Genomic DNA, 25,447 nt, shown 5'->3' on the forward strand with positions numbered 1-25,447 from the left:
TTCGAAAATGAACTACATCTCGACCCGCGGCGCCGGAATAGGCGAGCGCCACACTTTCTCGGACATCCTTCTTGGCGGCCTCGCCAAGGACGGCGGCCTTTATTTGCCCGCGGAGTATCCGCGTGTCACGGCGCAGGAACTGGACGCATGGCGCTCGCTGTCTTATGCCGATCTCGCTTACGAGATCCTGCGCAAGTTCAGCGACGATATCCCCGAGGAAGACCTGCGTTCGCTCACACGGCGCACTTATACGGCTAGTACGTACAGCAACGTTCGCGATCACGAAAGCGCTTCGCAGATCACGCCGATCAAGACGCTTGGCGTGGAAAACGGCACGACGCTATCACTGCTGGAGTTGTCCAACGGACCGACGCTCGCGTTCAAGGACATGGCCATGCAGTTGCTCGGCAATCTGTTCGAGTACACGTTGGCCAAGCATGGCGAGACGCTCAACATTCTCGGCGCGACTTCCGGCGACACAGGTAGCGCCGCTGAATATGCGATGCGCGGCAAACAGGGCGTGCGTGTGTTCATGCTTTCGCCGCATCAGAAAATGAGCGCGTTCCAGACTGCACAGATGTTCTCGCTGCAGGACCCGAACATTTACAACCTGGCGGTGGCCGGCAATTTCGATAACTGCCAGGACATCGTCAAGGCTGTATCGAACGATCACGCGTTCAAGGCCGCCAACAAGATCGGCACGGTCAATTCGATCAACTGGGCGCGCGTGGTTGCGCAGGTCGTCTATTACTTCAAGGGCTATTTCGCCGCGACGAAGTCGAACGCCGAATGCGTGTCGTTCACGGTGCCGTCGGGTAATTTCGGCAATGTCTGCGCGGGGCATATTGCGCGGATGATGGGCTTGCCAATCGAGCAACTCGTCGTCGCCACGAACGAAAACGACGTGCTGGACGAATTTTTCCGCACGGGTGTTTATCGTGTGCGTACGGCCGCCGAGACGTATCACACTACGAGCCCGAGCATGGATATCTCGAAGGCATCGAATTTCGAGCGTTTCGTGTTCGATCTGCTCGGCCGCGACCCCACTCGCGTGTTGCAACTTTTCCACGACGTCGAGGAAAAAGGCGGTTTTGATCTGGCAGCAAGCGGAGACTATGCGCGCGTAAAGGAGTTCGGTTTTGTGTCGGGCCGCAGCAGCCATGCGGATCGCGTGGAAACCATTCGCGACGCATTCAACCGATACAACACCATGATCGACACCCACACGGCCGACGGCCTGAAGGTGGCGCGCGAACACCTGAAGCCGGGTATTCCAATGATCGTGCTGGAAACCGCGCAGCCAATCAAATTCGGCGAGACCATCCGGGAAGCCTTGCAGCGCGAGCCGGAACGTCCGGCAGCTTTTATTGGCATGGAAGAATTGCCACAGAAATTCGATATCGTGAGCGCCGACGCGGGCGTGGTGAAGGCGTACATCGCTGAGCGCGTATAGGCTCGGGACACGCGGCGGCGGGCGGTCCGGAGGGCTCCGCCGTCTGATTCCGCTGCAACGCCGCAAATCGTCGCAAAAACTGCTAAAATTGCAGGTTTTTCGCCGTACACCATTCAAAAGGACGCGCTGTGCTGTCTACTGCCAACATCACCATGCAATTCGGGCCGAAGCCCCTCTTCGAGAACATTTCGGTCAAGTTCGGGGAAGGAAATCGCTACGGCCTGATTGGGGCGAACGGCTGCGGCAAATCCACGCTCATGAAAATCCTGGGTGGCGACCTGGAACCGAGCTCGGGCACCGTAATGCTCGAGCCGAACGTGCGCCTGGGTAAATTGCGGCAGGATCAGTTCGCGTATGAAGACATGCGTGTGATCGACGTCGTGATGATGGGTCACACGGAGATGTGGAACGCCATGTCCGAGCGCGACGCCATTTATGCGAACCCGGACGCGACCGACGACGACTACATGCACGCCGCGGAACTCGAAGCGAAGTTCGCGGAATACGACGGCTACACGGCTGAAGCGCGGGCAGGCGAACTGCTTTTGGGAATCGGCATTGCGATCGAAGACCATATGGGACCGATGAGCAACGTCGCGCCAGGCTGGAAGTTGCGCGTGCTGTTGGCTCAGGCCCTGTTTTCGAAGCCGGACGTGCTGCTGCTCGATGAACCGACCAACAACCTGGATATCACCTCAATCCGCTGGCTGGAAGATGTACTGAATCAGTACAACTCGACCATGGTGATCATTTCCCACGATCGGCACTTTTTGAACCAGGTCTGCACGCACATGGCGGACATGGATTACGGCACGCTCAAAGTGTATCCGGGCAATTACGACGACTACATGCTGGCTTCGGCCCAGGCGCGTGAACGTCAGGCCAGCGCGAATCAGAAGGCGAAGGATCGCGTGGCCGATTTGCAGGACTTCGTGCGCCGCTTTTCTGCGAACAAATCGAAGGCGCGCCAGGCAACCAGCCGTGCAAAACAAATCGAAAAGATCAAGATTGAGGAGTTCAAGCCTTCGTCGCGTCAAAACCCGTTCATTCGTTTTGAATTCGAGAAGAAGCTGCACAACATCGCGGTCGTGGCCGACGGCATCACCAAGAAGTACGACCGGACCATCTTCAATCACTTCAACCTGAGCGTGCAACCGGGCGAGCGGATTGCAATCATTGGCGAGAACGGTGCGGGCAAGACCACGCTGCTGCGCGCGCTGAAGGGCGCGATCGAGCTGGACGGCGGCACGGTCAAGTGGGCGGAAAACGCGCTGGTTGGCTACATGCCGCAGGACACGTACGAAGAGTTCCCGAAGGACGAGACGCTGACAGACTGGGTGGATCAGTATCGTCAGGACGGTGATGATGACCAGATGGTGCGCGGGACGCTCGGCCGTCTGCTTTTCAACGCGGACGACATCAAGAAATCAGTGAAGGTGCTCTCGGGTGGCGAAAAAGGCCGCATGATCTGGGGCAAGCTGATGCTCGGCCGTCCGAACGTCTTGTTGATGGATGAGCCGACCAACCACATGGACATGGAATCGATCGAGTCCTTGCAGATCGCGCTCGAGAAGTATGAAGGCACGCTGATTTTCGTGTCGCATGACCGCGAGTTCGTGAACGGATTGGCAAACCGCGTGATCGAAGTGAAAAACGACGGCACGATTCGTGATTTTGGTGGCACATATGAAGAGCTGCTGGCGAGCCAGGGCATTCAGTAAAACTGTAGTCGAGTAGCCACCGCAAACGGCCCGCTTCGTAAGGAAGCGGGCCGTTTGTGTATGTGGAAAGTGAACCCGAAATCCGCAACAAAACAAACCGCAAACACGTTCACTTAAACGAAACACGGCGTAGTTGAACTTGGTTGATAAAACGCAACGTGCGTTTGTCTAACCTCCTGCAAGCTCAAAACTTTTGACGCAGGAGTTGACCCCCACATGACGCCTCTTTCCCCCCTGACCATCCGCGGCCGCACCTTGCTTCCTGTTGTGCAGGGAGGCATGGGCGTTGGCGTGTCCGCGCATCGGCTGGCCGGTTCGGTTGCGAGAGAGGGCGCAATGGGCACGATCGCGAGCATCGACTTGCGTCATCATCATCCCGACCTGATGGAGCAGTGCCGGCAGGACCCGGTTCTCGCAACGCTCGAAGCCGCGAACCAGACAGCGCTGCGCCGGGAAATCATTGCGGCCAAGGAACTCAGCGAAGGCCGTGGCATGGTTGCCGTGAACGTGATGCGTGCGGTCGCTTCCTACGCCGCGGCGGTGCAAACGGCGTGCGAAAGCGGCGCTGATGCCATCGTCATGGGCGCGGGGTTGCCGCTCGATCTGCCGGACATGACCCAAGGCGTCGATATCGCGCTGATCCCCATTCTTTCGGATAGCCGCGGCATTGCGCTGGTGCTCAAGAAGTGGATGAAGAAAAACCGTCTGCCAGACGCCATCGTGATCGAACATCCGGCGCACGCGGGCGGCCATCTAGGCGTGGCGAGCGTGGAGGACATCTCGAGTGAGCGTTTTGATTTCGCGCGCGTGATCGAGGAAACCATGCTGACCTTCGATGCACTCGGCCTCAGCCGCACGCAGATTCCGCTGATCGTGGCGGGGGGCATCGACAGTCACGCCGCCGTTCGTCACTGGCTTGCTGCCGGCGCGTCCGGCGTGCAACTCGGAACGGCGTTCGCTGTGACGGAAGAAGGTGATGCGCATCCGGAATTCAAGCGCATTCTCGCCGATGCAAAACCTGACGACATTGCCGAATTCGTGAGCGTGACCGGTTTGCCGGCGCGCGCCGTAAAGACGCCCTGGCTCGTGAAGTACATGCGTCAGGAAACAAAGATCCGCGAGAAAATCGGCACGACACAGCAAGTATGCGAGACCGGACTCAATTGTCTGGTTGCTTGTGGCTGGCGTGACGGCATCGAGAAATTCGGGCATTTTTGCATCGATGCCCGTCTGTCCGCGGCCCTTCGTGGCGATCGCCAGACCGGGTTGTTCTTTCGCGGACGCGAGGCGCTGCCGTTCGGTTCGGCGATTCGCACCGTGCGCGAATTGCTCGACTTGCTGGTCGCGGATATTCGTCCTGCGGCGCTGCCTGCCTGACGGCGCCTATACAGCCCGGAATCAGGCCTTGTCGCGTGTGAAGCGCATCGCCGAGCCTTCGCGGTTGATGCGCTCCCAGATCGCGCGCTTCTCGTCGTCGCTGAGAAATACCCAATTTGAGACTTCGAAGGCGGTGCGGCCGCAACCCTTGCAGATGTCGTCGAAGAGAGTCGAGCACACGCCAATACACGGGCTGTCGGGTAGATCGTGAAGATTCGATGCCATAAGACGCCTGTAAAGCGGACGCCGCCTATGTCAAAACGGCAGCGCTCGCGCGAAAAGTGAACCCGATTTTACCGCGCAATGCTGTATCCGATACGCGCGATCCAGTGTTGCCGCTGGTTGTAGTCGAGAATGTCTTCGCCGTAACCGTTGAAATATCCCACCCAAAGATAACCGCCCCAGGCGCTGTTGATCAGCTTCGCGAGCGGGTACGTGAACTGGGCATCGACGCTGCCGTATTTTGCTTTGGTCCCTTTGCGCAAGGTCGCCGCGAGTTGCCAGCTTTCCGGGCTGCCATATTTGACAAGCAGGTCCACATAACCGCGATAGTCCTGGATATCTTCGTTGCCGCTCTTCGTGATGTAGTAGTAAATCTTCGGCGATATGGTCAAGTGGTTCGAATTGACATCGCCGAAATCCCAGCTCGGACGTACGAACGCAATGTTGATCGCGCGCGAATCGGCGCCGCTCTTGCCGTTCGATTCATGGCCAATACCCGCCGTCACGCCCATGCGCGACCAGAGCGAACTCTTCCAGCCCGTGTCCTGCAAGTAGTAGAACAATTGCGGCTGATAGCTGGTGTCGCGAAAGGGCGCGGATTCCGCGGACAAGTCCCAGATCGATGTCTGCGTGTAAGCCAGATACAAGTTGTCAAGGAAACTGCGCGAGCGCGGATCGTCGGGCAGCATTAGCCGGTACTTGAAGCTGAACTGGAATTTGGCGAGGTTGTCGCCGTTCTGGCCATCGGCGAAATACATGGGCTCGAACGTCGATAACCGGCCGCTCAACATGCGGTCGCTGGTGGGCGTCGGTACGGCCGATGTATTGGCCGCTGCTTCAGCGCTCGCCAGTTGCTGAGGCGTTTTCGCCTGAGTCTCGGCGGTTTCGGCGGCGACTACTTGAGCCTGCTTCTCGCCGCGATTGAGCACGATCAGCATTGGCGATGAATCGAAACCCACTGGATCGACCTTCACCGTGCCACGGGCCGTTTCAGGCCAGGGCGCCGAGTATCGGACCTTTCTGTACTGACCGGGGCGCAGGGTGAGTTTGTCGGGTACGTTGGCTTCGCGTTCGAGCGCCAGGGGTTTGGGCGGCAGGTCGCCGTTTGTCAGCGTGACGGTCAGGTTGCGAGGGACATCGACAGTGAGAGACTTCTTGTCGTCGTCGCTGTAGAGAAGCGTGAGTTCCAGCGGTTGCTGGGCAGCGGCTTCCCGAACGGGTTGCAGCACCGAGACAGTTGCATGCGCCGTCGCTGCCCAGCAAAGGCCTGCGCCTAGAGCGGCGGCGAGCGGGGTGAAACGGAAAACGCGGGCAATATCGCGCTCGGGCAAGCGGTTGATGAACTGCAATGGGCCTCGGGCCATGAAACGATCGTCCTTGTTGCGTAGATTGGCATCGGGCGCGGCGATGCGGCAAGGGACGACTAAACGATTCTCCTTGCCGTCTTTTAGCGCGGCTCACATCCGCAAAACGTCGCTGCTTGCACGCGTCGCCGGGCATTTCTTACCCGGCGATGGTCGTGGAACGCAGAATTGTAGACGCGATGAGGGTCTATCCCGACGTGCGGTGCAAAAAGGCCAACTAGAGCAAGAAGCGATCCTGGGCGGAAGAAATTGCGTGATTTGGCAACGGGCAATCGCCGGGTTCGACGTGTTTTCAGACGTTCCAGGTTCACACGTCGGTGACCAGCTGCCACAGCAAAGCGACGTTCAGCACCACGATGATTCCGGCACACATCCAGGCGAGTGCGAGCGGAATGCGTTTGACGCGCCAACGGCCCATGAGGCCAGCATCGGAGGCGAAGCGCACGAGGGGAATGACCGCGAGCGGCAACTGCAGGCTCAGCACGACCTGGCTTGCTACCAGCAGCTGGTTGGAACCATGTTCGCCGAATGCACCGACTGCCAGCAGCGCCGGTCCGATTGCGAGCGTGCGGGTGAGGAGTGCCCGCGCCCAACGGGCAATTTTCAGTTGCAGGAATCCTTCCATCACCGCCTGGCCGGCGAGCGTGCCGGTGACGGTCGCGTTCAGCCCACAGGCCAGCAGCGCCGCCGCAAAAATGATGCTTGCCCATTGGCTGCCGACGAGCGGGGCGATCAGGCGGTGTGCATCGGCGAGATCGCTCACGTCGTAGTGACCACTCGCGTGAAAAACGGCCGCCGCTACGATCAACAGCGACGCGTTCACCGTGAAAGCCAGGCTAAGCGATGCGAACGTATCGATGTTCACGCCTTTCATGGCGTCGGAGATGGCTACGTCGTCGCCGTTTTTCGCGTGATCCTTGACCAGCGCCGAGTGCAGGTAGAGGTTGTGCGGCATCACGGTCGCGCCGAGGATACCCGCCGCGAGCCAGATCATGCCGGCATCGCGCAAGAGCGCCGCTGGCGGCGCGAGGCCGGCCAGCGCGCCACGCCAGGATGGATTGGCAAGCGCAAGTTCGACCACGAAGCAAAAGCCCACGAAAAAGATCAACGTGGTGATCACGATTTGCAACGGGCGTTGGCCGCGGCTTTGCAGCGCGAGCATGGCGAAGGTGCCTACGGCGGACATCAGCACCCCGACCGTCAGCGATACCCCCAGAAGCAGTTGCAAGGCCACGGCGCTGCCGACGACTTCGGCGACATCGCACGCAATGATCGCGATCTCGCAGGTGATCCAGAGAAAAACGGTGGTGCGGCGGCTATAGCGCGCGCGGCACAATTGGGCGAGGTCCCGTCCGGTGACAACACCGACTTTCGATGCCACCCATTGCAGCAGCAGCCCCATCAGACTCGCGGCCAGCACCACGCTCAGCAATTGATAGCCGTACTTCGCGCCGCTTCCAAGCGCTGTCGCCCAGTTTCCCGGGTCCATGTAGCCGACTGCGACCAGCGCACCCGCGCCGACGAAGGAAAACCAGCGCCCACGGACACGCGGAGAACCGTCGGGCGGGCCGCCGCGATGATCGAGCTCGGGGATGGGTTCAGACGGCGGGTGGTCCGCAGAGCCGGTCTGGTCGAGAGCGGACGAATTCGTGTTCATGCAGTTCTGGGGCCTCTTTCCGGTACGGGAAAGTGAAGCGGATGAAAAAATGGCGAGTCCTGCGCTTACGTTATTGCGGCCTGCTGCAGCGCGCGCCGCGACAAGCTGTCCAGCAACCACCGTTCCGCTTCAAATAGACCTGGATGGCGCGACAAAAGCCTTTCAATTCGATAACAACGAGAGAACCTACGAATAATGACATTACGCAAGCAAACATGCTTTTAGATTCAATGGCGGCATTGTGGTCTTTACGAAGTTCGTGCAGGGCGACGCGCAGTCTCCAGCCACAACGCATCACCCTGCGCCAGTGCTTGCCGGTAGTGACGCCGTGCCTGTGAACTTTGCGCGACAATTGCTCCCAATTGTTTTTTGGTGCGACGCATTTTGATGATAGTTTTCGTTTTTTTGCAGAGTCTCGATTGAGCTCGCAACACAGGGTTCATTGGGGCGAGGGTGGTCAATGGTCGGCAAGTCGAAAGGACGGAGAAACTGATATGGCAGAAAAATTGGCGGACCAGTTGTCAAAGCGCGCGGGCGCAGCGGCGCTTGCGATGGCCACTCTGGCGACAGCCGGTGCAGTGGCCTTGACGGTGCCCGTGGTGGCATCGGCGAAAGACACGCAGCTCAACGTCTACAACTGGTCGGACTATATTGCCAAGGACACCATTCCGAACTTCGAAAAGCAGTCGGGCGTGAAGGTCAAGTACGACAACTACGACAGCGACGACACGCTGCAGGCCAAACTGCTCACCGGCAATTCGGGCTATGACATCGTGGTTCCGACCAGCAATTACGCAGGCAAGCAGATCGCCGCCGGCATTTTTTCTCCACTCGATAAATCCAAGCTGCCCAACCTCAAATATCTCGATCCGGATCTGATGGCGCTGGTCGCCGGCGCCGATCCGGGCAACCAGTACACGGTGCCCTGGGCGTACGGAACGACGGGTCTCGGCTACAACGTGACCAAAGTCCAGCAGATCCTGGGCAAGAACGTTCCGCTCGATAACTGGGACATCCTGTTCAAGCCGGAGAACATCTCGAAACTGAAGGCGTGCGGCGTGTCTGTGCTCGATGCGCCCGACCAGATGTTCGCGGCGGCGCTGCATTACATCGGCAAGGATCCGATGAGCACGAACCCGGCCGACTATCGCGCCGCGCTCGCAATGCTCAAGAAGATCCGCCCGTACATCACGCAGTTCAACTCGTCGGGTTATATCAACGATCTGGTGGGCGGCGATGTCTGCTTTACCTACGGCTGGTCCGGCGACGTGGTGATCGCCAAGCACCGGGCGGTGGACGCGAAGAAAGCGTTCAAGATCGAGTACTACATCCCGAAGGGCGGCGCGCCAGTGTGGTTCGACGTCATGGCGATCCCGAAGGATGCAAAGAACAAGGAAGCCGCGCTCGAATGGATCAATTACATCGAGACGCCGCAGGTTCACGCCGCGATCACGAACGAGGTGTATTACCCGAGTGCGAACAAGGAAGCGCGCAAATTCGTATCGAAGGACGTGGCGGAAGATCCCGCTGTTTATCCGCCGCAAGACGTGATCAAGACGCTGTTCCTGCTCAAGCCTCTGCCGCCGGAAATCCAGCGTTTGCAGACGCGGTTGTGGACGGAGCTGAAGTCCGGCCGATAAGTCATTGGAGCAGCAAGGCATACGATTCACGCGAGGCCCCCGGTTATCCGGGGGCTTTGTTCGTCGCTGGATCGAATGTCGGTACAGGAGCAGGCGTAGTGGAACGAGGCAGCACGAACGCGCAAATGCGCAGGAGTTGGGCAGCAGATCATGAGTGAGCAGTGGAGCGCGGTGCCTTCCGGGCAAGGTGGTCAAAGCGGTGCGGGAATTCCCAATGGCCGCCGGCCGGAACCCGGCATGCGCAGCCCGGACTGGGCCGAAGAGAACTTTGTACGGATCGTCGATGTCGTCAAGAAGTTCGATGAAACCGTTGCGGTGAAGGGCGTGAATCTGTCGGTGAAGAAAGGCGAGCTGTTCGCGCTCCTCGGCAGTTCCGGTTGCGGCAAGTCCACCTTGCTGCGCATGCTCGCAGGGCTCGAGTCGGTGACATCGGGGCAGATATTGATCGATGGCGAAGATCTTGCGGCCATGCCGCCGTATCGGCGGCCGACGAACATGATGTTCCAGTCGTACGCGCTCTTTCCACATATGTCGGTGGAAGCGAACGTTGCGTTCGGGCTGAAGCAGGAAGGCGTGCGTGGCGCGGAATTGAAGGAGCGCGTGCATGCGACGCTCGAACTCGTGCAAATGGCGCGCTACGCTCAGCGCAAACCGAACCAGTTGTCCGGCGGACAGCAGCAGCGCGTGGCGCTCGCCCGCAGTCTTGTGAAGCGCCCAAAGCTGCTGCTGCTCGACGAACCCATGTCCGCGCTCGACAAACAGATCCGCCAGCGCACGCAGATCGAACTCGTGAATATCCTCGATAAAGTCGGCGTCACGTGCATCATGGTCACGCACGACCAGGAAGAAGCCATGACGATGGCCGGCCGGATCGCGGTGATGAGCGAGGGCGAGATCATCCAGACGGGCACGCCGCACGAAGTCTACGAGTATCCGAATAGTCGTTTCACGGCGGAGTTCATCGGCTCGACCAATCTCTTCGATGGCAACGTGGTCGAGGACGAACCCGATCACGTATTCGTGGAGTCGAAGGACTTGCCTTCGCGCTTGTACGTGAACCACGGGATCACCGGGCCGCTCGGCATGCCGGTCACGATTTCGGTCAGGCCCGAACGCATCGCGCTGACGCGCAAACCGCCCGAAGGCGCTTACAACTGGGGACGCGGCACGATCGCGAATATTGCGTATATGGGCGGCTACACGCTGTATCACGTGAAGCTCGACAGCGGCAAAGTGGTGGTGGCGAACCTGTCGAGCCTGACGATCGGCGAACTCGAATCGCCCACTTGGGACGACGAGGTCTATGTACGCTGGTCGGCGTCGGCTGGCGTGGTGCTCACAGCATGAAGGCGCTGCATTCAATACGGCAACGGTTCGGCTTTTCCGGACGGACGGCAGTGATTGCCGGGCCGTATCTGTGGCTCGTGCTGCTGTTTCTCGTGCCGTTCCTGCTGGTCGTCAAGATCAGTTTCTCCGATTCACGCCTCGGCATTCCGCCTTATACGGAACTGACGGCGTTGAAAGAGGGCGTGCTGAGTATCGCGCTGGATTTCTCGCATTACGCGTTTCTCCTGACGGACAGCCTGTATTTCGCAACGTACATGAACTCGCTGCTGGTCGCGGGGGTATCGACGTTGCTTTGCTTGCTGATTGGCTATCCGATGGCGTATTACATCGCGCGATCGAATCCGGCGACGCGGAATTTGCTGATGATGGCCGTGATGCTGCCGTTCTGGACATCGTTTCTGATACGGGTTTATGCGTGGATCGGGATTCTCAAGAACAACGGTTTGTTGAATAACTTCCTGATGTGGACGGGGATCATTCATTCCCCCATCGAGTTGTATCACACGAATATCGCGGTTTATATCGGCATGGTGTATTCGTATTTACCGTTTCTCGTCATGCCGCTTTATGCGCATCTGGTGAAAATGGATTTGACCTTGCTGGAAGCTGCTTACGATCTTGGCGCGAAGCCCTGGAAAGCGTTCTTGCAGATCACGTTGCCGCTTTCGAAAAACGGGATCATTGCCGGGTGTTTGCTGGTATTCATTCCGGCAGTGGGCGAATACGTGATTCCGGAATTGCTCGGCGGCGCGGATACCTTGATGATTGGCCGCGTGATGTGGAATGAGTTCTTCGATAACGCCGACTGGCCCATGGCGTCTGCCGTCACTTGCGCGATGGTCCTGCTGTTGCTCGTGCCCATGGCGGTGTTCCAGTACTACCAGGCGAAGCAGCTGGAGGAGAAACCATGATCCAGCCCAGCCGCTCGCTCCGCTTTACGTTTCTCGGTATCGGATTCTTGTTTCTCTATATTCCGATCATCAGCTTGGTCGTGTATTCGTTCAACGAATCGCAACTGGTCACGGTGTGGACGGAGTTTTCATTCAAGTGGTATCGCGCGCTGGTCCATGATGAAGAACTGATCAATGCGGCGTGGTTATCGATTCGAATTGCGGTTTTTACGGCGTGTGCGTCGGTTGTGATTGGGACATGGGCCGGTTATGTGCTCGCGCGCATGGGCCGGTTTCGCGGCTTTACCCTGTATGCGGGAATGATCAACGCGCCATTGGTGATTCCCGAGGTGATTCAGGGGATATCGCTGCTATTGCTGTTTGTGGAAATGGCGAAGGTGTTCGGCTGGCCTGCAGGGCGCGGATTATTCACGATCTGGATTGGACATGTGATGCTGTGTATTTCCTACGTCGCGATTATCGTAGAATCGCGGGTCAGGGAATTGAATCCGTCGATTGAAGAAGCAGCGCTCGATCTTGGCGCCACGCCATTAAGAGTGTTTTTCTCGATCACGTTGCCGTTGATATCGCAGGCATTGGTAGCGGGGTGGCTGTTGTCGTTCACGCTTTCTATCGATGACCTCGTGTTGTCCGCGTTCTTGTCCGGACCGGGCTCGACCACGTTGCCGCTGGTGGTGTTTTCGCGCGTCCGGCTCGGGTTGAATCCCGAAATGAACGCGCTTGCCACCTTGTTTATTGCGTTTGTGACGGTTGGCGTGATTGGCGCCAACTACGTCATGCAGAGGAACGAGCGAAAGCGGCTGACCAACGTGCTTTAGCGGTTTTGATCGGCCATCGAAAGATGTTTGTTCAGCGTCGCCGGGTCGGTGTTCGTGCCGCACAGCAGGACCCCGACGCGTTTCCCCTCCAGTGTTTCGCGCAACGGCCCGAGGAGCGCTGCCGTCGCGGCGGCGCATGCCGGCTCCACGGCCAGCTTCAGCTCGTTGAACAGGTGGAGCATGGCGTGGCGCAGGTCGTTGTCGGTGACCGTCACTAGCCGGTCGATATGCCGCCGGCACAGCTCGTAGCTATATTCCTCGGTATGCGGTGCCATCAGTGAATCCGCGATGCTCTGCATTGCGCCCATCTTCACCGTGTGGTTCGCCGCGAAGCTCTGGCCCATTGCATCGGCGCCTTCGGGCTCGACGCCGAATACATGTATGGCCGGATTCGCGAGCCTGAATGCCAGCGATACACCCGCTGCCAGCCCGCCGCCGCCGATGGGCAAGATCACCGCATCGAGATCGGGCGCCTGCGAAGTCCATTCGTAACCCAGCGTGGACGTCCCCAGGACGGTCCGGTATCCGTTGAACGGATGCACGAAATAGCGTCCTTCCTCGGCTTCGATCTTCCGCACGATCTCGAACGCTTCCGCGCCGTTTTCCGCCATCACGACTTCGGCGCCGAAACGCCGGCACAGCGCAATGCGTGCCGGGCTCGCCGTCTTGATCATCACGACCTTCGCGCCGATCTCCAGCCGCATTGCGGCATACGCGACGGCCACAGCATGATTTCCCGCCGATACACACGTCACGCCCGCGTTGCGTTCGCTCTCGGACAACGCCAGGAGATGCGAGAACGCGCCGCGCGTCTTGAACGTGCCGCCAACCTGCAGCAGCTCGAACTTGAAGTTGACCGGCGTGCCTTCGAGGGTGGGGAAGTCGTGACGCTCGAAGGTCGGCGTGCGCGCGACCCACGGCGCGAGCGCCATGTGCTGCCCGGCGATGTCGTCGAGGGTTGGGATCGGCGTGCCGTCGATGGTCTGGTCGGGGTGATGGGCTGTGGACATGGCGATATGCGTGTTTCTATTCCGGCGTTGAGGAGGAACGATTCGAAGCTGCGTTTTTGTCTTCCAGGAAGCTGGACTTGTCCATTCCATTGACAAAAATGCATGCGTCCATCGCCGCTTGCTTGATATGGTCGAGGTAGTCGGGAAGACGGATATTTTCGCTCATACCGGCGCCGCTTCTGCTAACACTTGCTCTCGAAATTTAACCGGGAGATCGCCCGGCGTGAGCAGATCAACGGCCACGCCGAGCACTTCCTCCAATTCCATTTGCAAGCCGCCCAGGTCGAACAGCGTTGCACCGGGGAGGGCGTCGACCAGCAAGTCAAGATCGCTGCCATCCAGATCAGTGCCATGCAGAACGGAGCCGAACACACGCGGGTTAGCTGCGTGAAAACGGCCAAGCGCTTCGCGCACAGTATTGCGTTTCGGATCAAGGGCGGCGGAGGGTCTCATCGTGTCAACGCGCCTGCGCCTCAACCGACATGCTGTGAATGAACTTGCCCAAAAACGCCTCGCAAGCCACGAGCTGTTCCAGCGATACATATTCGTTCGCCTTGTGCGCCTGTTCGATGTTGCCCGGCCCGCACACAATGCTCGGCACGCCGGCCAGCTGAAACAACCCCGCTTCCGTGCCGTACGCAACCTTGCGCTTTTCCTGATTCTCCGTCAGCGCGCGCACGAGCTGCGAGATGGCCGCTTGCTCGGATGCATCCAGCCCCGGCGCCGCTGCAATCTTCGAGAACTCGATCGCCGCGTTGGCGTGTTCCTTTTGCATCTTCGGCAGCAGTTCTTCGCGCGCGTATTTTTCGATGCGCTGATAGATCGGTTCCGGATCGAGCGTCGGCAAGTTGCGGAATTCGAACGCGAAGTTGCATTCCGCCGGCACCGTGTTGATCGCGTTGCCGCCGCTGATCGTGCTCGTTTGCGCGGTGGTGAAGGGCACGTCGTACTGTTCGTCGAACGGACCTTGGGCCCGGAATTCGTCGGCGATATCGCGGATGTAGCAGATCAACCGCGCCGCATATTCGATCGCGTTCAACCCCTTCGGCGTCAACGATGAATGCGCCGCGAACCCGCGCACGCAGCAGTTATAGGCGTTGATCCCCTTGTGCGCGATGATCGGCCGCATGCTCGTCGGCTCGCCGACAATGCAGCCTTCCGGACTCAAGCCGCGCTTTTGCAAATCGGTGATCATCAACGGTGCGCCGGCACAGCCGATTTCTTCATCGAAGGAGAGAGCGAAGTGAATCGGGCGCGCGAGTTTTGTCGCCTGCATCTTCGGCAGCAACGTCAGGGCCGCGCCGATAAACCCCTTCATGTCGCACGTGCCGCGACCGTACAGCAGGCCGTCGCGGACCTCGGGCTTGAACGGATCGCTGTCCCATTTCTGGCCATCGACCGGCACCACGTCCGTGTGTCCCGACAGCACGATGCCGCCGTTCGTCGCGCCGTCATGCGCGGGAACGGTCGCGAACAGATTGGCCCATTTGCCGGTCGGGTCGGTGGTGAGCGTGCTTTCGACGCCCGCCGCGCGCAGCTCGTCGCGCACGGTTTCGATCAGGCCCATGTTCGGGTTGCGGCTGACGGTATCGAAGGAAACGAGCTTCTTGATCCAGGGCAGCGACGCCGGTTCAGAGGAAGGTGTTTGGGCGACGGAAGCCGTCGATTCAGCGATCTGCGACATGACACTCTCCTTGATTTTCAGTTTTCGATGATACCGAAGAACAATAAAAACTAACGCGAAGGCGCGATGGCGGCGGCCGGTTTCTGCTGCCGTACCGGCGCGCCGAGCGCGCGCAACGTTTCCTTGACCGTGGAAATACGCACGGCGAGATCCGGACTACGCACTTCAATGCGCAGCTTGTCCTGGCCCGCGAGCTTGATGTGCTTGTTCTTCTGCACCATCTCGATGATCTTCATTGCATCGATAGGCGGGTTCGGCACGAACTGCAGCGAGATCACGTGCTCGGCGGCATCGATCTTCATGATGCCAAGCGGTTTCGCGGCAAGCCGCAACTTGTGGGTTTCGACCAGCGCGTTCGCTTGCGGCGGCAGCTTCCCAAAACGGTCGATGAGCTCTTCCAGGATCGAGTCGATGGCATCGCTCGATTCGCAATTGGCCATGCGCTTGTACAGCGACAAACGTTCCTGCACGTCGCCGCAATAGTCGGCGGGGAGGATCGCGGGTGCGTGCAGGTTGATCTCGGTCGTGGCGGCGAGCGGCGCGTTCAGGTCCGGCTCGCGGCCTTCCTTCAGCGCGCGCACGGCGTCGTTGAGCATGTCGGTGTAGAGCTGGAAGCCGATCTCGTGGATCTCGCCCGATTGTTTGTCGCCGAGCACTTCGCCCGTGCCGCGAATTTCCAGATCGTGCATCGCGAGATAGAAGCCCGAACCCAGTTCTTCCATTTGCTGGATCGCTTCCAGCCGGCGCTGTGCCTGTTTGGTGAGCGCGGCCGGATCGTGCACGAGCAAGTATGCGTACGCCTGATGGTGCGAGCGCCCGACGCGGCCGCGCAACTGATGCAATTGCGCGAGGCCGAATTTATCGGCGCGATGAATCAGGATTGTGTTCGCACTCGGCACGTCGATCCCGGTTTCGATAATCGTCGTGCACAGCAGCACGTTCGCGCGCTGGCCGACGAAATCGCGCATCACGCGTTCGAGTTCGCGCTCGTGCATTTGTCCATGCGCAACCGCAATGCGTGCTTCGGGCACGAGTTTTTCGAGCATCGAACGGCGGTTCTCGATGGTTTCGACTTCGTTGTGCAGGAAATAAACCTGGCCGCCGCGTTTCAGTTCGCGCAGCATCGCCTCGCGAATCACACCGTCTTCCTCGCGGCGCACGAACGTCTTGATTGCGAGCCGTTTTTGCGGCGCGGTTGCGATGATCGAGAAGTCGCGCAAGCCCTCCAGCGCCATGCCGAGCGTGCGGGGAATCGGCGTCGCGGTGAGCGTGAGGACATCGACTTCCGCGCGTAGCGCCTTCAGCGCTTCCTTCTGGCGCACACCAAAGCGATGTTCCTCGTCGATGATCACGAGGCCCAGCCGCTTGAACACGACATCGCCGGAAAGCAGCTTGTGCGTGCCGATGACGATATCGACGGTGCCGTCGTTGATTGCCTGGATCGATCCCGCCACTTCCTTCGTGCTCTTGAAACGGGACAACTCGGCGATCTTCACGGGCCAGTCGGCGAAGCGGTCGGTGAAGGTGTTCGTGTGCTGTTCGGCGAGCAGGGTGGTCGGCGAGAGAATCGCGACCTGTTTGCCGCCAAGCACCGCAATGAACGCCGCCCGCAGCGCCACTTCCGTCTTGCCGAAACCCACGTCGCCGCACACCAGACGGTCCATCGGCTTGCCACTCGTCATATCGCCGATAACCGCCGCGATCGCCGCGGCCTGATCGGGCGTCTCCTCGAAGCCGAAACTCTCCGCGAACTTCGCGTAGTCGCGCGCTTCGAGCGGGAACGCGTGACCCTGGCGCAGCGCCCGGCGCGCGTAAAGGTTGAGCAATTCGGCGGCGGTATCGCGGATCTGCTGCGCGGCCTTGCGTTTCGCCTTGTCCCACTGGCCGGAGCCAAGCGTATGCAAAGGCGCCGTATCCGGGTCCGCGCCGCTGTAGCGCGAAATCACGTGAAGCTGCGCAACCGGCACGTACAGCTTGGTTTCGTTCTGATACTGCAGATGCAGGAACTCGGTTTCACCTTCGCCGAGATCCATCGAAACGAGACCCATGTAGCGCCCGATCCCGTGCTGCGTATGCACCACAGGGTCGCCGATCTTCAGCTCGGAAAGATCGCGCACCATCGAATCGACGTTGCTTGCCTGTTCCTGGCGGCGTCGTCCGGCGCGGCGCGTGAGCTGTCCGTAAAGCTCGGTCTCCGTGACGATCGAGATGCCTTCGCCGGGCAGGACGAAGCCGTTCGCGAGCGGCGCGACGCCTAGAGAAAACCTGGCGTCGCCGGTGAGCCATTGCTGGAACGTGTCGTCGATCGCGCCGCGCAAGCCGTTGTCGGCGAGAAGCTGCTGGATCGTCTCGCGCCGTCCGGCCGATTCCGTGGCGAGCAACACGCGATTCGGCGTTTGCTCCAGGTAATGGCGCAACGCGAGCAACGGGTCCTCAGCGTGCCGGTCGACGGCAAGACCCGGCAACGGCACCGCCCAGCCGCCTTCGGGCGAGGGCGGAAACTTGATCTGCGCAAACGGTTTGGCGAAGGAAAAGAAATCGTCGTCGGAGAGAAAAAGGCGCTTGGGTTCCAGTAACGGCCGTTCACGGTCATGCGACAGGAAGTTGTAGCGCTGCTTCGTGTCGTTGGTGAAGCGTTTGATGGCCGCGTCCATGTCGCCGACAAACGCCAGTTGCGCGTTCTCGGGCAAATAATGGAAAAGCGTGGCGGTTTCATCGAAGAACAAAGGCAGGGAATACTCGATACCCGCCGCAGGCACGCCGTTGCCGATGTCCTTGTATATCGACGAACGGCTTGGATCGCCCTCGAAAACCTCACGCCAGCGACTGCGGAAGGCAGTGCGGGCGGGTTCATCGAAGGGGAATTCGCGGCCCGGCAGCAGGCGAACGTCGCGAACCGGATACAGGCTGCGCTGCGTATCGGGATCGAAGGCGCGGATGGAATCGACCTGATCGTCGAACAGATCGATCCGGTAGGGCAAAGGCGAGCCCATGGGGAACAGATCCAGCAACGATCCACGCACGCAATATTCGCCCGGACGCACGACCTGACTTACGTGCTCGTAGCCGGCGAGCGTCAACTGGCTCTTGAGTTTCGCCTCGTTGAGCCGCTCGCCCTGCGTGAACGAAAACGTGTACGCTGCCAGAAACGACGCCGGCGGCATCCTGTACAACGCCGTGGTGGCGGGCACGAGCAGGATGTCGCATCTGCCTTCGCCCAGATCGTGCAGCGTTGCGAGACGCGCCGAAACCAGATCTTGATGCGGCGAAAACGTGTCGTACGGAAGTGTTTCCCAGTCGGGCAGCAGCCGCACGCGGGCGTCCGGCGCGAAGAACGGAATTTCGACGGAAAGACGCTGCGAATCCACTGCGCTTGCGCACATGACGACCAGCAATGGGACGTTTTCGCGGTTCGCGAGGTGATAACGCGCGAGCGCAAGGGCGTCCGAGGAACCGGTGGCGCCGTCGAAAACAAAGCGCTGACCGGCCTTGACGAGTGCGATGGGAGACGTTGACTGCAAACTGACGGCTTTTGAGGGCATAAAGTGTGCGGGGAACCGTTCGCGTGCGAAAGTGCATGCGGGACCGGCATGGTCGCGATAGACCTATTATAAAATCCGGGCTTCACTTTTGACTTGGGCGTTTTCAACTCGTGACTTCCCGCCTGTTCGCCCTCATCCCTTGCGCCGGTACCGGCAGCCGTTCCGGCGCACCCATGCCAAAGCAATATCAGACCGTCGGCCGCCATCCGATGCTGCGATATTCGCTCGCCGCCTTCGATGCCTGCTCGGAATTCGCCCAGACGCTCGTGGTCCTGGCGCCGAACGATCACCACTTCGATGACCGCCGTTTCGCCGGCCTGCGGTTTGCCGTGCAACGCTGCGGCGGCGCGAGCCGGCAGGCGTCGGTGTTCAACGGGCTTGCCGCGCTTGCCGGTTTTGGCGCGCGCGACGACGACTGGGTCCTCGTGCACGACGCGGCACGCCCGGGCCTCACGCCCGAAATGGTCCGCAAACTCGTGGGCGAACTAAAGAACGATCCCGTTGGCGGGATTTTGGCGCTGCCGGTGGCGGATACGTTGAAACGCATCGAGGCTGAAGGCGCGGCGCACGACGAAGGGCGCATCGCCCGCACCGAATCGCGCAATGGCTTGTGGCAGGCGCAGACGCCGCAAATGTTCCGGCTCGGCATGTTGCGCGATGCAATCACGCGTGCCCAGCAAGACGGCCACGATCTCACCGATGAAGCCAGCGCCATCGAATGGCTCGGCCATGCGCCGCGTTTGATTCAGGGAAGTTTGCGCAACTTCAAGGTGACCTACCCTGAAGATTTTGCGCTTGCGAGCGCGATGCTGGGCGCTGCCTGATTTTCAATTTGCTCACCCGCTTAACCTTTTAGGATTTATCGATGGATTTCAGAATCGGACAAGGCTACGACGTTCACCAGCTGGTCGAAGGGCGGCCGCTGATTATTGGCGGGGTGACTATTCCCTACGAGCGAGGTTTGCTCGGGCATTCGGACGCCGATGTCCTGCTGCACGCAATCACGGATGCCTTGTTCGGCGCGGCCGCAATGGGCGACATAGGCCGCCATTTCCCCGATACCGATGCCGAATTTTCGGGCGCCGATAGCCGCGTTTTATTGCGCGAGGCGTTTTCGCGGGTTTCGGAGGCGGGCTTCGCGATCATGAACGTCGATTCGACGGTGATTGCCCAGGCGCCGAAGCTCGCGCCGTTTATCGAGGCAATTCGTGCGAATATCGCGGAGGATCTGGAATTGCCCTTGAGTCGCGTGAACGTCAAGGCCAAGACCAATGAGAAGCTGGGCTATCTGGGACGAAAAGAGGGCATTGAAGCGCAGGCGGCGGTGCTGTTGATGCGTACGGGAATTGATGCTTGAACGCTGTTTTTGATAGGCGCGCCGGAGACTCCTCCAGCGCGCTTCTTTGACCTACTTTCCTTCAGCAGTAATCGCCAATTGAGCTGCGACGATCACCGCGGCAATGCGCCCGACATCGCGCAGTTGCGTCGTGCTCATGCCTTCGCCGACGAGATTTTCGTAGTGCGATTTCACGCAGAAATGGCATTTCCCGACAATCGACGCCGCCAGCGCAAACATCTCGAAGCGCCGCTTGTCCAGGCCGCCGTGCGTTGCATAAGCGTTCATCCGCAGGTTGGCAGGCTGCGTTTTCAGATCCGCGTTATCGGCCATTTCCAGATACGGGTACCACACGTTGTTCATGCCCATCAACGCGGCTGCGGTCAACGCGCCGTTCGCTTCTTCGGCAGACAACACGCCCGACTCGCGAATCAGGGCCACGATCTTCGTAGCTTTCGCGGCATAAGCGGCCGCGAGCGCCACGCCCACGGCGTCATTGCCTTCCAACGATGACCGCGCGATCGTTCCGTCTACATTCAGCCGGATGTCCTTTGCATAATCGGGAATCAGTTCTTTAATCGATGCGAGGAATTCCATAAATTTCTCCTATCCAGTAACCGATAAAAAAGCCCGCCGGCTCGAGCTTACTCGCAGTCAGGCGGGCTGGGGCGCTAAGGCATGAAGGCCTCGCCGCCTTGAATGCAACTTACAGCGTCGTACCGCCGACAGCGCGGTTGCACGGGCAGAGTTCGTCTGTTTGCAGTCCGTCAAGAATCCGCAGGACTTCTTCCGGATTGCGGCCGACGTTCAGGTTGTTCACCGAAACGTGCTGAATCACATTGTCCGGATCGATGATGAACGTTGCGCGCAACGCCACGCCGGCTTCCTTGTCGCGCACGCCCAGCTGGTCGATCAATTCGCCCTTTACGTCGCCGAACGAGTAGTGGTTCAGCTTGCTCAGGTCTTTGTGTTCGCGGCGCCATGCCAGTTTCACGAATTCGTTGTCGACGCTGCCGCCGAGCAGCACTGCGTCACGGTCAGCGAAGTCGCTGTTCAGCTTGCCGAACTCGACGATTTCCGTCGGGCAAACGAACGTGAAGTCCTTCGGGTAGAAATACAGGATCTTCCACTTGCCAGGAAACGACTGTTCGGTAATTTCTTCGAATGCCGAAACGCCATTTTCTTCGTGATTGTTGAAACCCGGCTTGGCAGCAGTAACGGTGAAAGCTTCGACTTTATCGCCCACGGTCTTCATATGAATACTCCTGTGCTCGTTGGAAGAAAAACCAAGACTACCTGATCGCTGTAACGCTCACATGACGCAGCATTAACTCAAGGCCGATGAACTGGCGAGAGCGCTGCGTTGAACGAATTCCACTATAGCCCTATTGGGCAATGGTATCAATAGATTTTGACTAACACCCCAAATAGCTTTTAACGAATGGACCGATAGGTATTTGAAACAATGGGGCGCGTCAGGAACGCAGCGTTCGCTTTTCCATAGCCGGGAAGTCGATGGTGACTTCAAAACCGGGAAATGGCGCGCGGTTGCGCAGCCGCAGCGTGCCGCGCTGGCGCGTTACCAACCGCTGCACGATCGCCATGCCCAATCCGGTTCCGTTGGCCTGCGTGCGGGCTGTATCGACGCGATAAAACGGCCGCGTGATCAGCGCGACCTGGTCTTCAGGAATGCCGCGCCCCTCGTCCGTCACTGATAACTCCACACGCCCGTGGTTCACCCGCGTCTGCAGCGTGATGCGCGCGACGTCGTCGGCGGCGCTGCGGCCGTATTTGCGCGCGTTCTCCAGCAGGTTGCCGATCACGCGGCGCACATCGGTTGGATCGCCCTCGATGATCGCGCCCGGCGCAAGCTCGGTTTTCATCACCACGCCTTCTTCGGTCAGGAAGCGCGCGGTCATCTCGCCGCCGATCATAGAAAGGTCCACGGCTTCGGCCATGCGCTGCATTGGCCGCGCGTAGTCGAGAAAACGCCCGATGATCATGTCCATCTGTTCGATGTCATCGACCATCGCGAGTTTCGTCGCTTCGTCGGACGGGCTCATCTCGGTTTCAAGGCGCAGACGCGCGAGCGGCGTGCGCAAGTCGTGCGAGATGCCGGCGAGCATCAGCGCGCGATCGGCGTCGAGTTGCTCGAGGTCCTGCACCATCTGATTGAAACTTCGATTGGTTTCGGCGGCAACACCCATGCCGCGCTCAGGCAACGGCTCGGGCGACTGCCCCGAGCCCACCTTGCGGGCGGCGAGCGCGAGGCGCGCGAACGGCCTGTTGACGAGACTGGTGATGAACGCCGCGCCGAACAGCGACAACGCCAGCGCAAAGATGCCCCAGCCGGCCCATTGCAGGCCTGTGACGGTATCGAGCTGATCCCGGTCGAGCGCGACCCAATAATCGTCGTCGTCGATCTTGAAGCTGATCCACACGCCCGGAATGTCGTTCACCGACTGCGCGATCACCGTGTCGTTGCCAAGGCGCCCCCGTACATCGCGTTCGATCAGCCGGTTCAGTGATTCATCCGGCTGGAGGCGGTATTTATCCGTGGTTTCGCGCGGATACACGCGCACGCCTTCATTGCTCTCAAGATCCTGCAGCAGAGCGCGGCGCAGATCGGGATCGGAATAAAGGAGGGCGGTGCGTGTGAGCTTGACCACGGCGACGAGCTGCAACGCCACGCGCTGCGCGCGCGGCTCGCGCTCGATTACCCGAAAGCTCTGGAACCACGCGGCAATGCTCACCGCGATCAATAGCGCGATAAGGGCGAACGTCCGCCAGAACAGGCCGCCGAACGCGAGCGTCAGTAGCCGCCTGTCAATCCGCATGGGTCGTTGATGCTCGTGCTTGTGGCGCGCATGAAGCGCGTTTGCGAGGACTCAATCAGAACTCAACTGGTACTCAATTCTCAAGCCGCGCCGTCTGGGATGAAGACGTAGCCCAGACCCCACACCGTCTGGATAAACCGCGGGCTGCTCGGATCCGGCTCGATCAGCTTGCGCAAACGGGAAATCTGGACATCGAGACTGCGGTCGAACACTTCGTATTCGCGCCCGCGAGCCAGTTCCATCAGTTTTTCACGTGACAGCGGCGCACGCGGATGCCGCGCGAAAACCTTCAACACGGAAAACTCACCCGTGGTCAAAGGGATTTCCTGACCGTTCTTGGTCAGCGTGCGCGTCGCGAGATTCAGCGCAAACTCACCGAATTCAAACACTTCGGCGGTTTCGGACGGTGCGCCCGGCAATTCCGAGGGCGACTGGCGCCGCAGCACGGCGTGAATTCGCGCTACAAGCTCACGCGGATTGAACGGCTTAGGAAGGTAATCGTCGGCGCCCATTTCGAGGCCGACAATACGATCCACGTCTTCACCCTTCGCCGTGAGCATGATGATCGGCGTGCGGTCGTTGCTGCCGCGCAGACGCCGGCAGATCGACAGGCCGTCTTCCCCCGGCAACATCAGGTCGAGCACGAGCAGGTCGAAACGTTCGCGAACCCAGAGCTTATTCATCGACGGCGCATTTTCAGCGACATAGACATTAAAGCCCTGTTCGCCGAGATAACGCCGTAAAAGATCGCGCAAACGGGGATCGTCGTCGACTACGAGTATTTTTGAGGGATTTTTGGTTTCCATGTCGGCATCTTAGCGCGATTAGAAAGAGGAGCGAGTTTGCGTGAATTATAAGGTAACAGATAGTTACAAAATTTACGGGGACTGTGGCACGGCGTAAAGGTTCTATGCGTACACTCCTTTACCTAAGCCCGTCATTCGGTAGATACTCCATTAGTACAACGATTGCGCGTCAGCATCATGGCGGCATGACCGTCCACCTTGCCTGCCACGCAAGCACGCCAAAGAGCCTGAGACTGTCCGGTTGTCGAGCAATGAAGGGAACAACATGAAGGGAGCGCGGCGGCGCAAACCTGTGCGCAACATGCGCATCATCCGACTAACGCTAATCGCTAGCGCGTTTTACGCCGTGTTTGCCGTGCGCAGTGTTTTCGCACAACCATCCCAATCCTCTAATCGCAATGCGTCGGCTTTTGACCGGCCAGATTCGTCGTGGGCGTCGTCATCGAGTTATTTGAATTCAGATGTTGGTGAGAACCCGAATTCCAGCGGTTCAGGCGGTTCAAATACGCGCGCTCAAAAAAATCGCAGTTTCGATGGCCGGCTTATGCGCGCCCAGCATCGAATGGGAAAACAGCCGGGGAATACCCACGCGCAGCAAATGCCTGTCATGCAACCGCCGCCTGTCGACCCGCAGCCGCCCGAACGTCCTCCGAGGCATGGCGTAATGACCGCCGATGAACGCAGGCTCTTGCGCCAGCACATCGAAGAGGCGGTGCGGGACCTATATAAGCGGTGAGCGCCATCCGTTTGCTGCCTGCCGTTCATAAGGCAGGGACCGGCCTGTGAACCGGCGCGATTTTCTTGCCGCTGCCACCGCGCTCGGCGCCTGCGCTCTTGCGCCGCCGACGCTTGCCATGGCTCGACAATCTGATCTTGAACATCACGGCAAGTTACTGATTCTGGTCGAGCTGAACGGCGGCAACGACGGCTTGAATACCGTCATTCCATTTGCTGATCCGGATTATCTGGCCTTGCGTCCGGGCATCGGTATCCGTCGGGATCTTGTTTTGCAGCTGGACGAGCGCACCGGCCTTCATCCTTCCATGCAGCCGCTGTTGCCTGTCTGGCGCGACGGCCAACTCGCAATCGTGCAGGGCGTCGGTTATCCCGGGCACAACCGCTCGCATTTTCGATCGATGGAAATCTGGGACACCGCGTCGCATGCAGATCAATATCTTCGCGATAGTTGGGTCACGCGTGCGTTCGGTGCGCAAGCGGAGTCGTTTTCGGGCGGCGCTCTTCCGTTTGCAGCCGCAGTCAAGACCGTAATGCAAGCGCTTGCAGCCGGCCAAGCCGTATCGGTGATCCGTTTCACACTCAGCGGCTTCGATACCCATCACAACCAGCCGGTACAACACGCGCGATTGCTCAAGCAGTTATCGGAGGGATTGGTGGCAATACGAGCCGCGCTGATCCAACTCGGCCGCTGGAACGACGCGCTCGTCATGACCTGCGCCGAGTTCGGCCGGTGCGCGCGGGAAAACGAAAGCAGGGGCACCGATCACGGCACGGCCGCGCCACATTTCGTCATGGGCGGGCGCGTGAACGGCGGTTTGCTCGGCGCCGCGCCTCTGCTGAAAGAACTCGACGCCAACGGCAATCTGCCAATGAACGTGGACTTCCGGCAAATCTATGCAACTGTTCTCGGACGTTGGTGGGGCATGGATGCCGGCCCAATCCTCGGCGCCAGGTTCGAGACCTTGCCGCTGCTGCGCGTCTGAC

General features: G+C 59.6%; 22 protein-coding genes and 1 pseudogene. 11 read left to right on the forward strand and 12 right to left on the reverse strand.

Translation table 11 applies throughout. The features are described from left to right. Nucleotides 1–7: 7 nt before the first annotated feature. From thrC to HB633_RS25570, 3 genes are all read left to right on the forward strand, one after another. Nucleotides 8–1,453, forward strand: coding sequence for a threonine synthase (gene thrC / locus HB633_RS25560; protein ID WP_213780895.1), 1,446 nt, complete (start codon nucleotides 8–10; stop codon nucleotides 1,451–1,453). A gap of 128 nt (nucleotides 1,454–1,581) precedes the next feature. Then, entirely contained in the window at nucleotides 1,582–3,174 is a 1,593-nt protein-coding gene (locus HB633_RS25565; RefSeq protein WP_213780896.1) for an ABC-F family ATPase, read from the forward strand. A gap of 216 nt (nucleotides 3,175–3,390) precedes the next feature. Further along, nucleotides 3,391–4,551 (forward strand): nitronate monooxygenase family protein, encoded by a 1,161-nt coding sequence (locus tag HB633_RS25570; RefSeq protein ID WP_213780898.1) that lies wholly within the window; start codon nucleotides 3,391–3,393, stop codon nucleotides 4,549–4,551. Nucleotides 4,552–4,572: 21 nt separating this feature from the next. On the opposite strand, the gene HB633_RS25575 is transcribed toward HB633_RS25570, so the two are convergent. From HB633_RS25575 to HB633_RS25585, 3 genes are all read right to left on the reverse strand, one after another. Then, on the reverse strand, nucleotides 4,573–4,776 hold the full coding sequence (locus tag HB633_RS25575; RefSeq protein WP_213780899.1) for a DUF1289 domain-containing protein: 204 nt from the start codon (nucleotides 4,774–4,776) through the stop codon (nucleotides 4,573–4,575). A gap of 68 nt (nucleotides 4,777–4,844) precedes the next feature. Next, nucleotides 4,845–6,137: a phospholipase A gene (locus HB633_RS25580; RefSeq protein ID WP_213780900.1), complete on the reverse strand. Its 1,293-nt coding sequence runs from the start codon at nucleotides 6,135–6,137 to the stop codon at nucleotides 4,845–4,847. 307 nt (nucleotides 6,138–6,444) lie between these two features. Then, a complete protein-coding gene (locus tag HB633_RS25585) occupies nucleotides 6,445–7,794 on the reverse strand; it encodes an Nramp family divalent metal transporter (protein WP_213780901.1) in 1,350 nt (449 codons plus the stop codon). A gap of 551 nt (nucleotides 7,795–8,345) precedes the next feature. On the opposite strand from HB633_RS25585, the gene HB633_RS25590 reads away from it, so the two are divergent. The 4 genes and pseudogenes from HB633_RS25590 to HB633_RS25605 all read left to right on the forward strand — a co-directional run bounded on the left by HB633_RS25590 (nucleotide 8,346) and on the right by HB633_RS25605 (nucleotide 12,510). Continuing rightward, on the forward strand, nucleotides 8,346–9,434 hold the full coding sequence (locus tag HB633_RS25590) for a polyamine ABC transporter substrate-binding protein (RefSeq protein WP_213781050.1): 1,089 nt from the start codon (nucleotides 8,346–8,348) through the stop codon (nucleotides 9,432–9,434). 261 nt (nucleotides 9,435–9,695) lie between these two features. Next, nucleotides 9,696–10,781, forward strand: a pseudogene (potA, locus tag HB633_RS25595) (polyamine ABC transporter ATP-binding protein); the annotation flags it as partial. Continuing rightward, nucleotides 10,778–11,692, forward strand: a complete 915-nt coding sequence (locus HB633_RS25600; RefSeq protein WP_213780903.1) for an ABC transporter permease subunit — start codon at nucleotides 10,778–10,780, stop codon at nucleotides 11,690–11,692. The pseudogene potA and the gene HB633_RS25600, both read left to right, overlap by 4 nt. Further along, complete coding sequence (locus HB633_RS25605; RefSeq protein ID WP_213781051.1) at nucleotides 11,692–12,510, forward strand: ABC transporter permease subunit; 819 nt, start codon at nucleotides 11,692–11,694, stop codon at nucleotides 12,508–12,510. The genes HB633_RS25600 and HB633_RS25605 overlap by 1 nt, the downstream gene beginning before the upstream one ends. Here the strand turns inward: HB633_RS25605 and HB633_RS25610 are convergent. The 5 genes from HB633_RS25610 to mfd are packed head-to-tail and all read right to left on the reverse strand — an operon-like array spanning nucleotide 12,507 to nucleotide 18,746. Continuing rightward, nucleotides 12,507–13,526: a pyridoxal-phosphate dependent enzyme gene (locus tag HB633_RS25610; RefSeq protein WP_213781053.1), complete on the reverse strand. Its 1,020-nt coding sequence runs from the start codon at nucleotides 13,524–13,526 to the stop codon at nucleotides 12,507–12,509. The two genes, HB633_RS25605 and HB633_RS25610, sit on opposite strands and share 4 nt — an antisense overlap. Before the next feature lie 10 nt (nucleotides 13,527–13,536). Beyond that, a complete protein-coding gene (locus HB633_RS25615; protein WP_213781063.1) occupies nucleotides 13,537–13,686 on the reverse strand; it encodes a hypothetical protein in 150 nt (49 codons plus the stop codon). Next, entirely contained in the window at nucleotides 13,683–13,973 is a 291-nt protein-coding gene (locus HB633_RS25620; RefSeq protein WP_213780904.1) for a nucleotidyltransferase domain-containing protein, read from the reverse strand. The genes HB633_RS25615 and HB633_RS25620 overlap by 4 nt, the downstream gene beginning before the upstream one ends. Before the next feature lie 4 nt (nucleotides 13,974–13,977). Then, a complete protein-coding gene (argE, locus tag HB633_RS25625) occupies nucleotides 13,978–15,204 on the reverse strand; it encodes an acetylornithine deacetylase (protein ID WP_213780905.1) in 1,227 nt (408 codons plus the stop codon). Between the two features lie 50 nt (nucleotides 15,205–15,254). After that, nucleotides 15,255–18,746 carry a transcription-repair coupling factor gene (gene mfd, locus HB633_RS25630; RefSeq protein ID WP_213780906.1) on the reverse strand — a complete coding sequence of 1,164 codons (3,492 nt, stop codon included), beginning with the start codon at nucleotides 18,744–18,746 and terminating at the stop codon, nucleotides 15,255–15,257. A gap of 110 nt (nucleotides 18,747–18,856) precedes the next feature. On the opposite strand from mfd, the gene ispD reads away from it, so the two are divergent. Further along, a complete protein-coding gene (gene ispD / locus HB633_RS25635) occupies nucleotides 18,857–19,570 on the forward strand; it encodes a 2-C-methyl-D-erythritol 4-phosphate cytidylyltransferase (RefSeq protein ID WP_213780908.1) in 714 nt (237 codons plus the stop codon). A gap of 41 nt (nucleotides 19,571–19,611) precedes the next feature. Beyond that, nucleotides 19,612–20,103, forward strand: a complete 492-nt coding sequence (gene ispF, locus HB633_RS25640) for a 2-C-methyl-D-erythritol 2,4-cyclodiphosphate synthase (RefSeq protein ID WP_213780910.1) — start codon at nucleotides 19,612–19,614, stop codon at nucleotides 20,101–20,103. A gap of 51 nt (nucleotides 20,104–20,154) precedes the next feature. Here the strand turns inward: ispF and HB633_RS25645 are convergent, their stop codons facing one another. The 4 genes from HB633_RS25645 to ompR all read right to left on the reverse strand — a co-directional run bounded on the left by HB633_RS25645 (nucleotide 20,155) and on the right by ompR (nucleotide 23,725). After that, nucleotides 20,155–20,679 (reverse strand): carboxymuconolactone decarboxylase family protein, encoded by a 525-nt coding sequence (locus HB633_RS25645; RefSeq protein ID WP_213780912.1) that lies wholly within the window; start codon nucleotides 20,677–20,679, stop codon nucleotides 20,155–20,157. 109 nt (nucleotides 20,680–20,788) lie between these two features. After that, a complete protein-coding gene (locus HB633_RS25650) occupies nucleotides 20,789–21,337 on the reverse strand; it encodes a peroxiredoxin (RefSeq protein WP_056353153.1) in 549 nt (182 codons plus the stop codon). Nucleotides 21,338–21,557: 220 nt separating this feature from the next. Beyond that, nucleotides 21,558–22,919 carry an ATP-binding protein gene (locus tag HB633_RS25655; RefSeq protein ID WP_213780914.1) on the reverse strand — a complete coding sequence of 454 codons (1,362 nt, stop codon included), beginning with the start codon at nucleotides 22,917–22,919 and terminating at the stop codon, nucleotides 21,558–21,560. An 80-nt stretch (nucleotides 22,920–22,999) separates the two neighbouring features. Then, on the reverse strand, nucleotides 23,000–23,725 hold the full coding sequence (gene ompR, locus HB633_RS25660; protein WP_056353156.1) for a two-component system response regulator OmpR: 726 nt from the start codon (nucleotides 23,723–23,725) through the stop codon (nucleotides 23,000–23,002). A gap of 292 nt (nucleotides 23,726–24,017) precedes the next feature. Between ompR and HB633_RS31045 the strand changes: the two genes are divergently transcribed. Continuing rightward, nucleotides 24,018–24,461: a hypothetical protein gene (locus tag HB633_RS31045; RefSeq protein WP_346730364.1), complete on the forward strand. Its 444-nt coding sequence runs from the start codon at nucleotides 24,018–24,020 to the stop codon at nucleotides 24,459–24,461. A 46-nt stretch (nucleotides 24,462–24,507) separates the two neighbouring features. Continuing rightward, complete coding sequence (locus tag HB633_RS25665) at nucleotides 24,508–25,446, forward strand: DUF1501 domain-containing protein (RefSeq protein WP_213780916.1); 939 nt, start codon at nucleotides 24,508–24,510, stop codon at nucleotides 25,444–25,446. The last annotated feature ends 1 nt before the right edge of the window (nucleotide 25,447 follow it).

This window comes from Caballeronia sp. dw_276 (assembly GCF_018449635.1).
Taxonomy (GTDB): domain Bacteria; phylum Pseudomonadota; class Gammaproteobacteria; order Burkholderiales; family Burkholderiaceae; genus Caballeronia.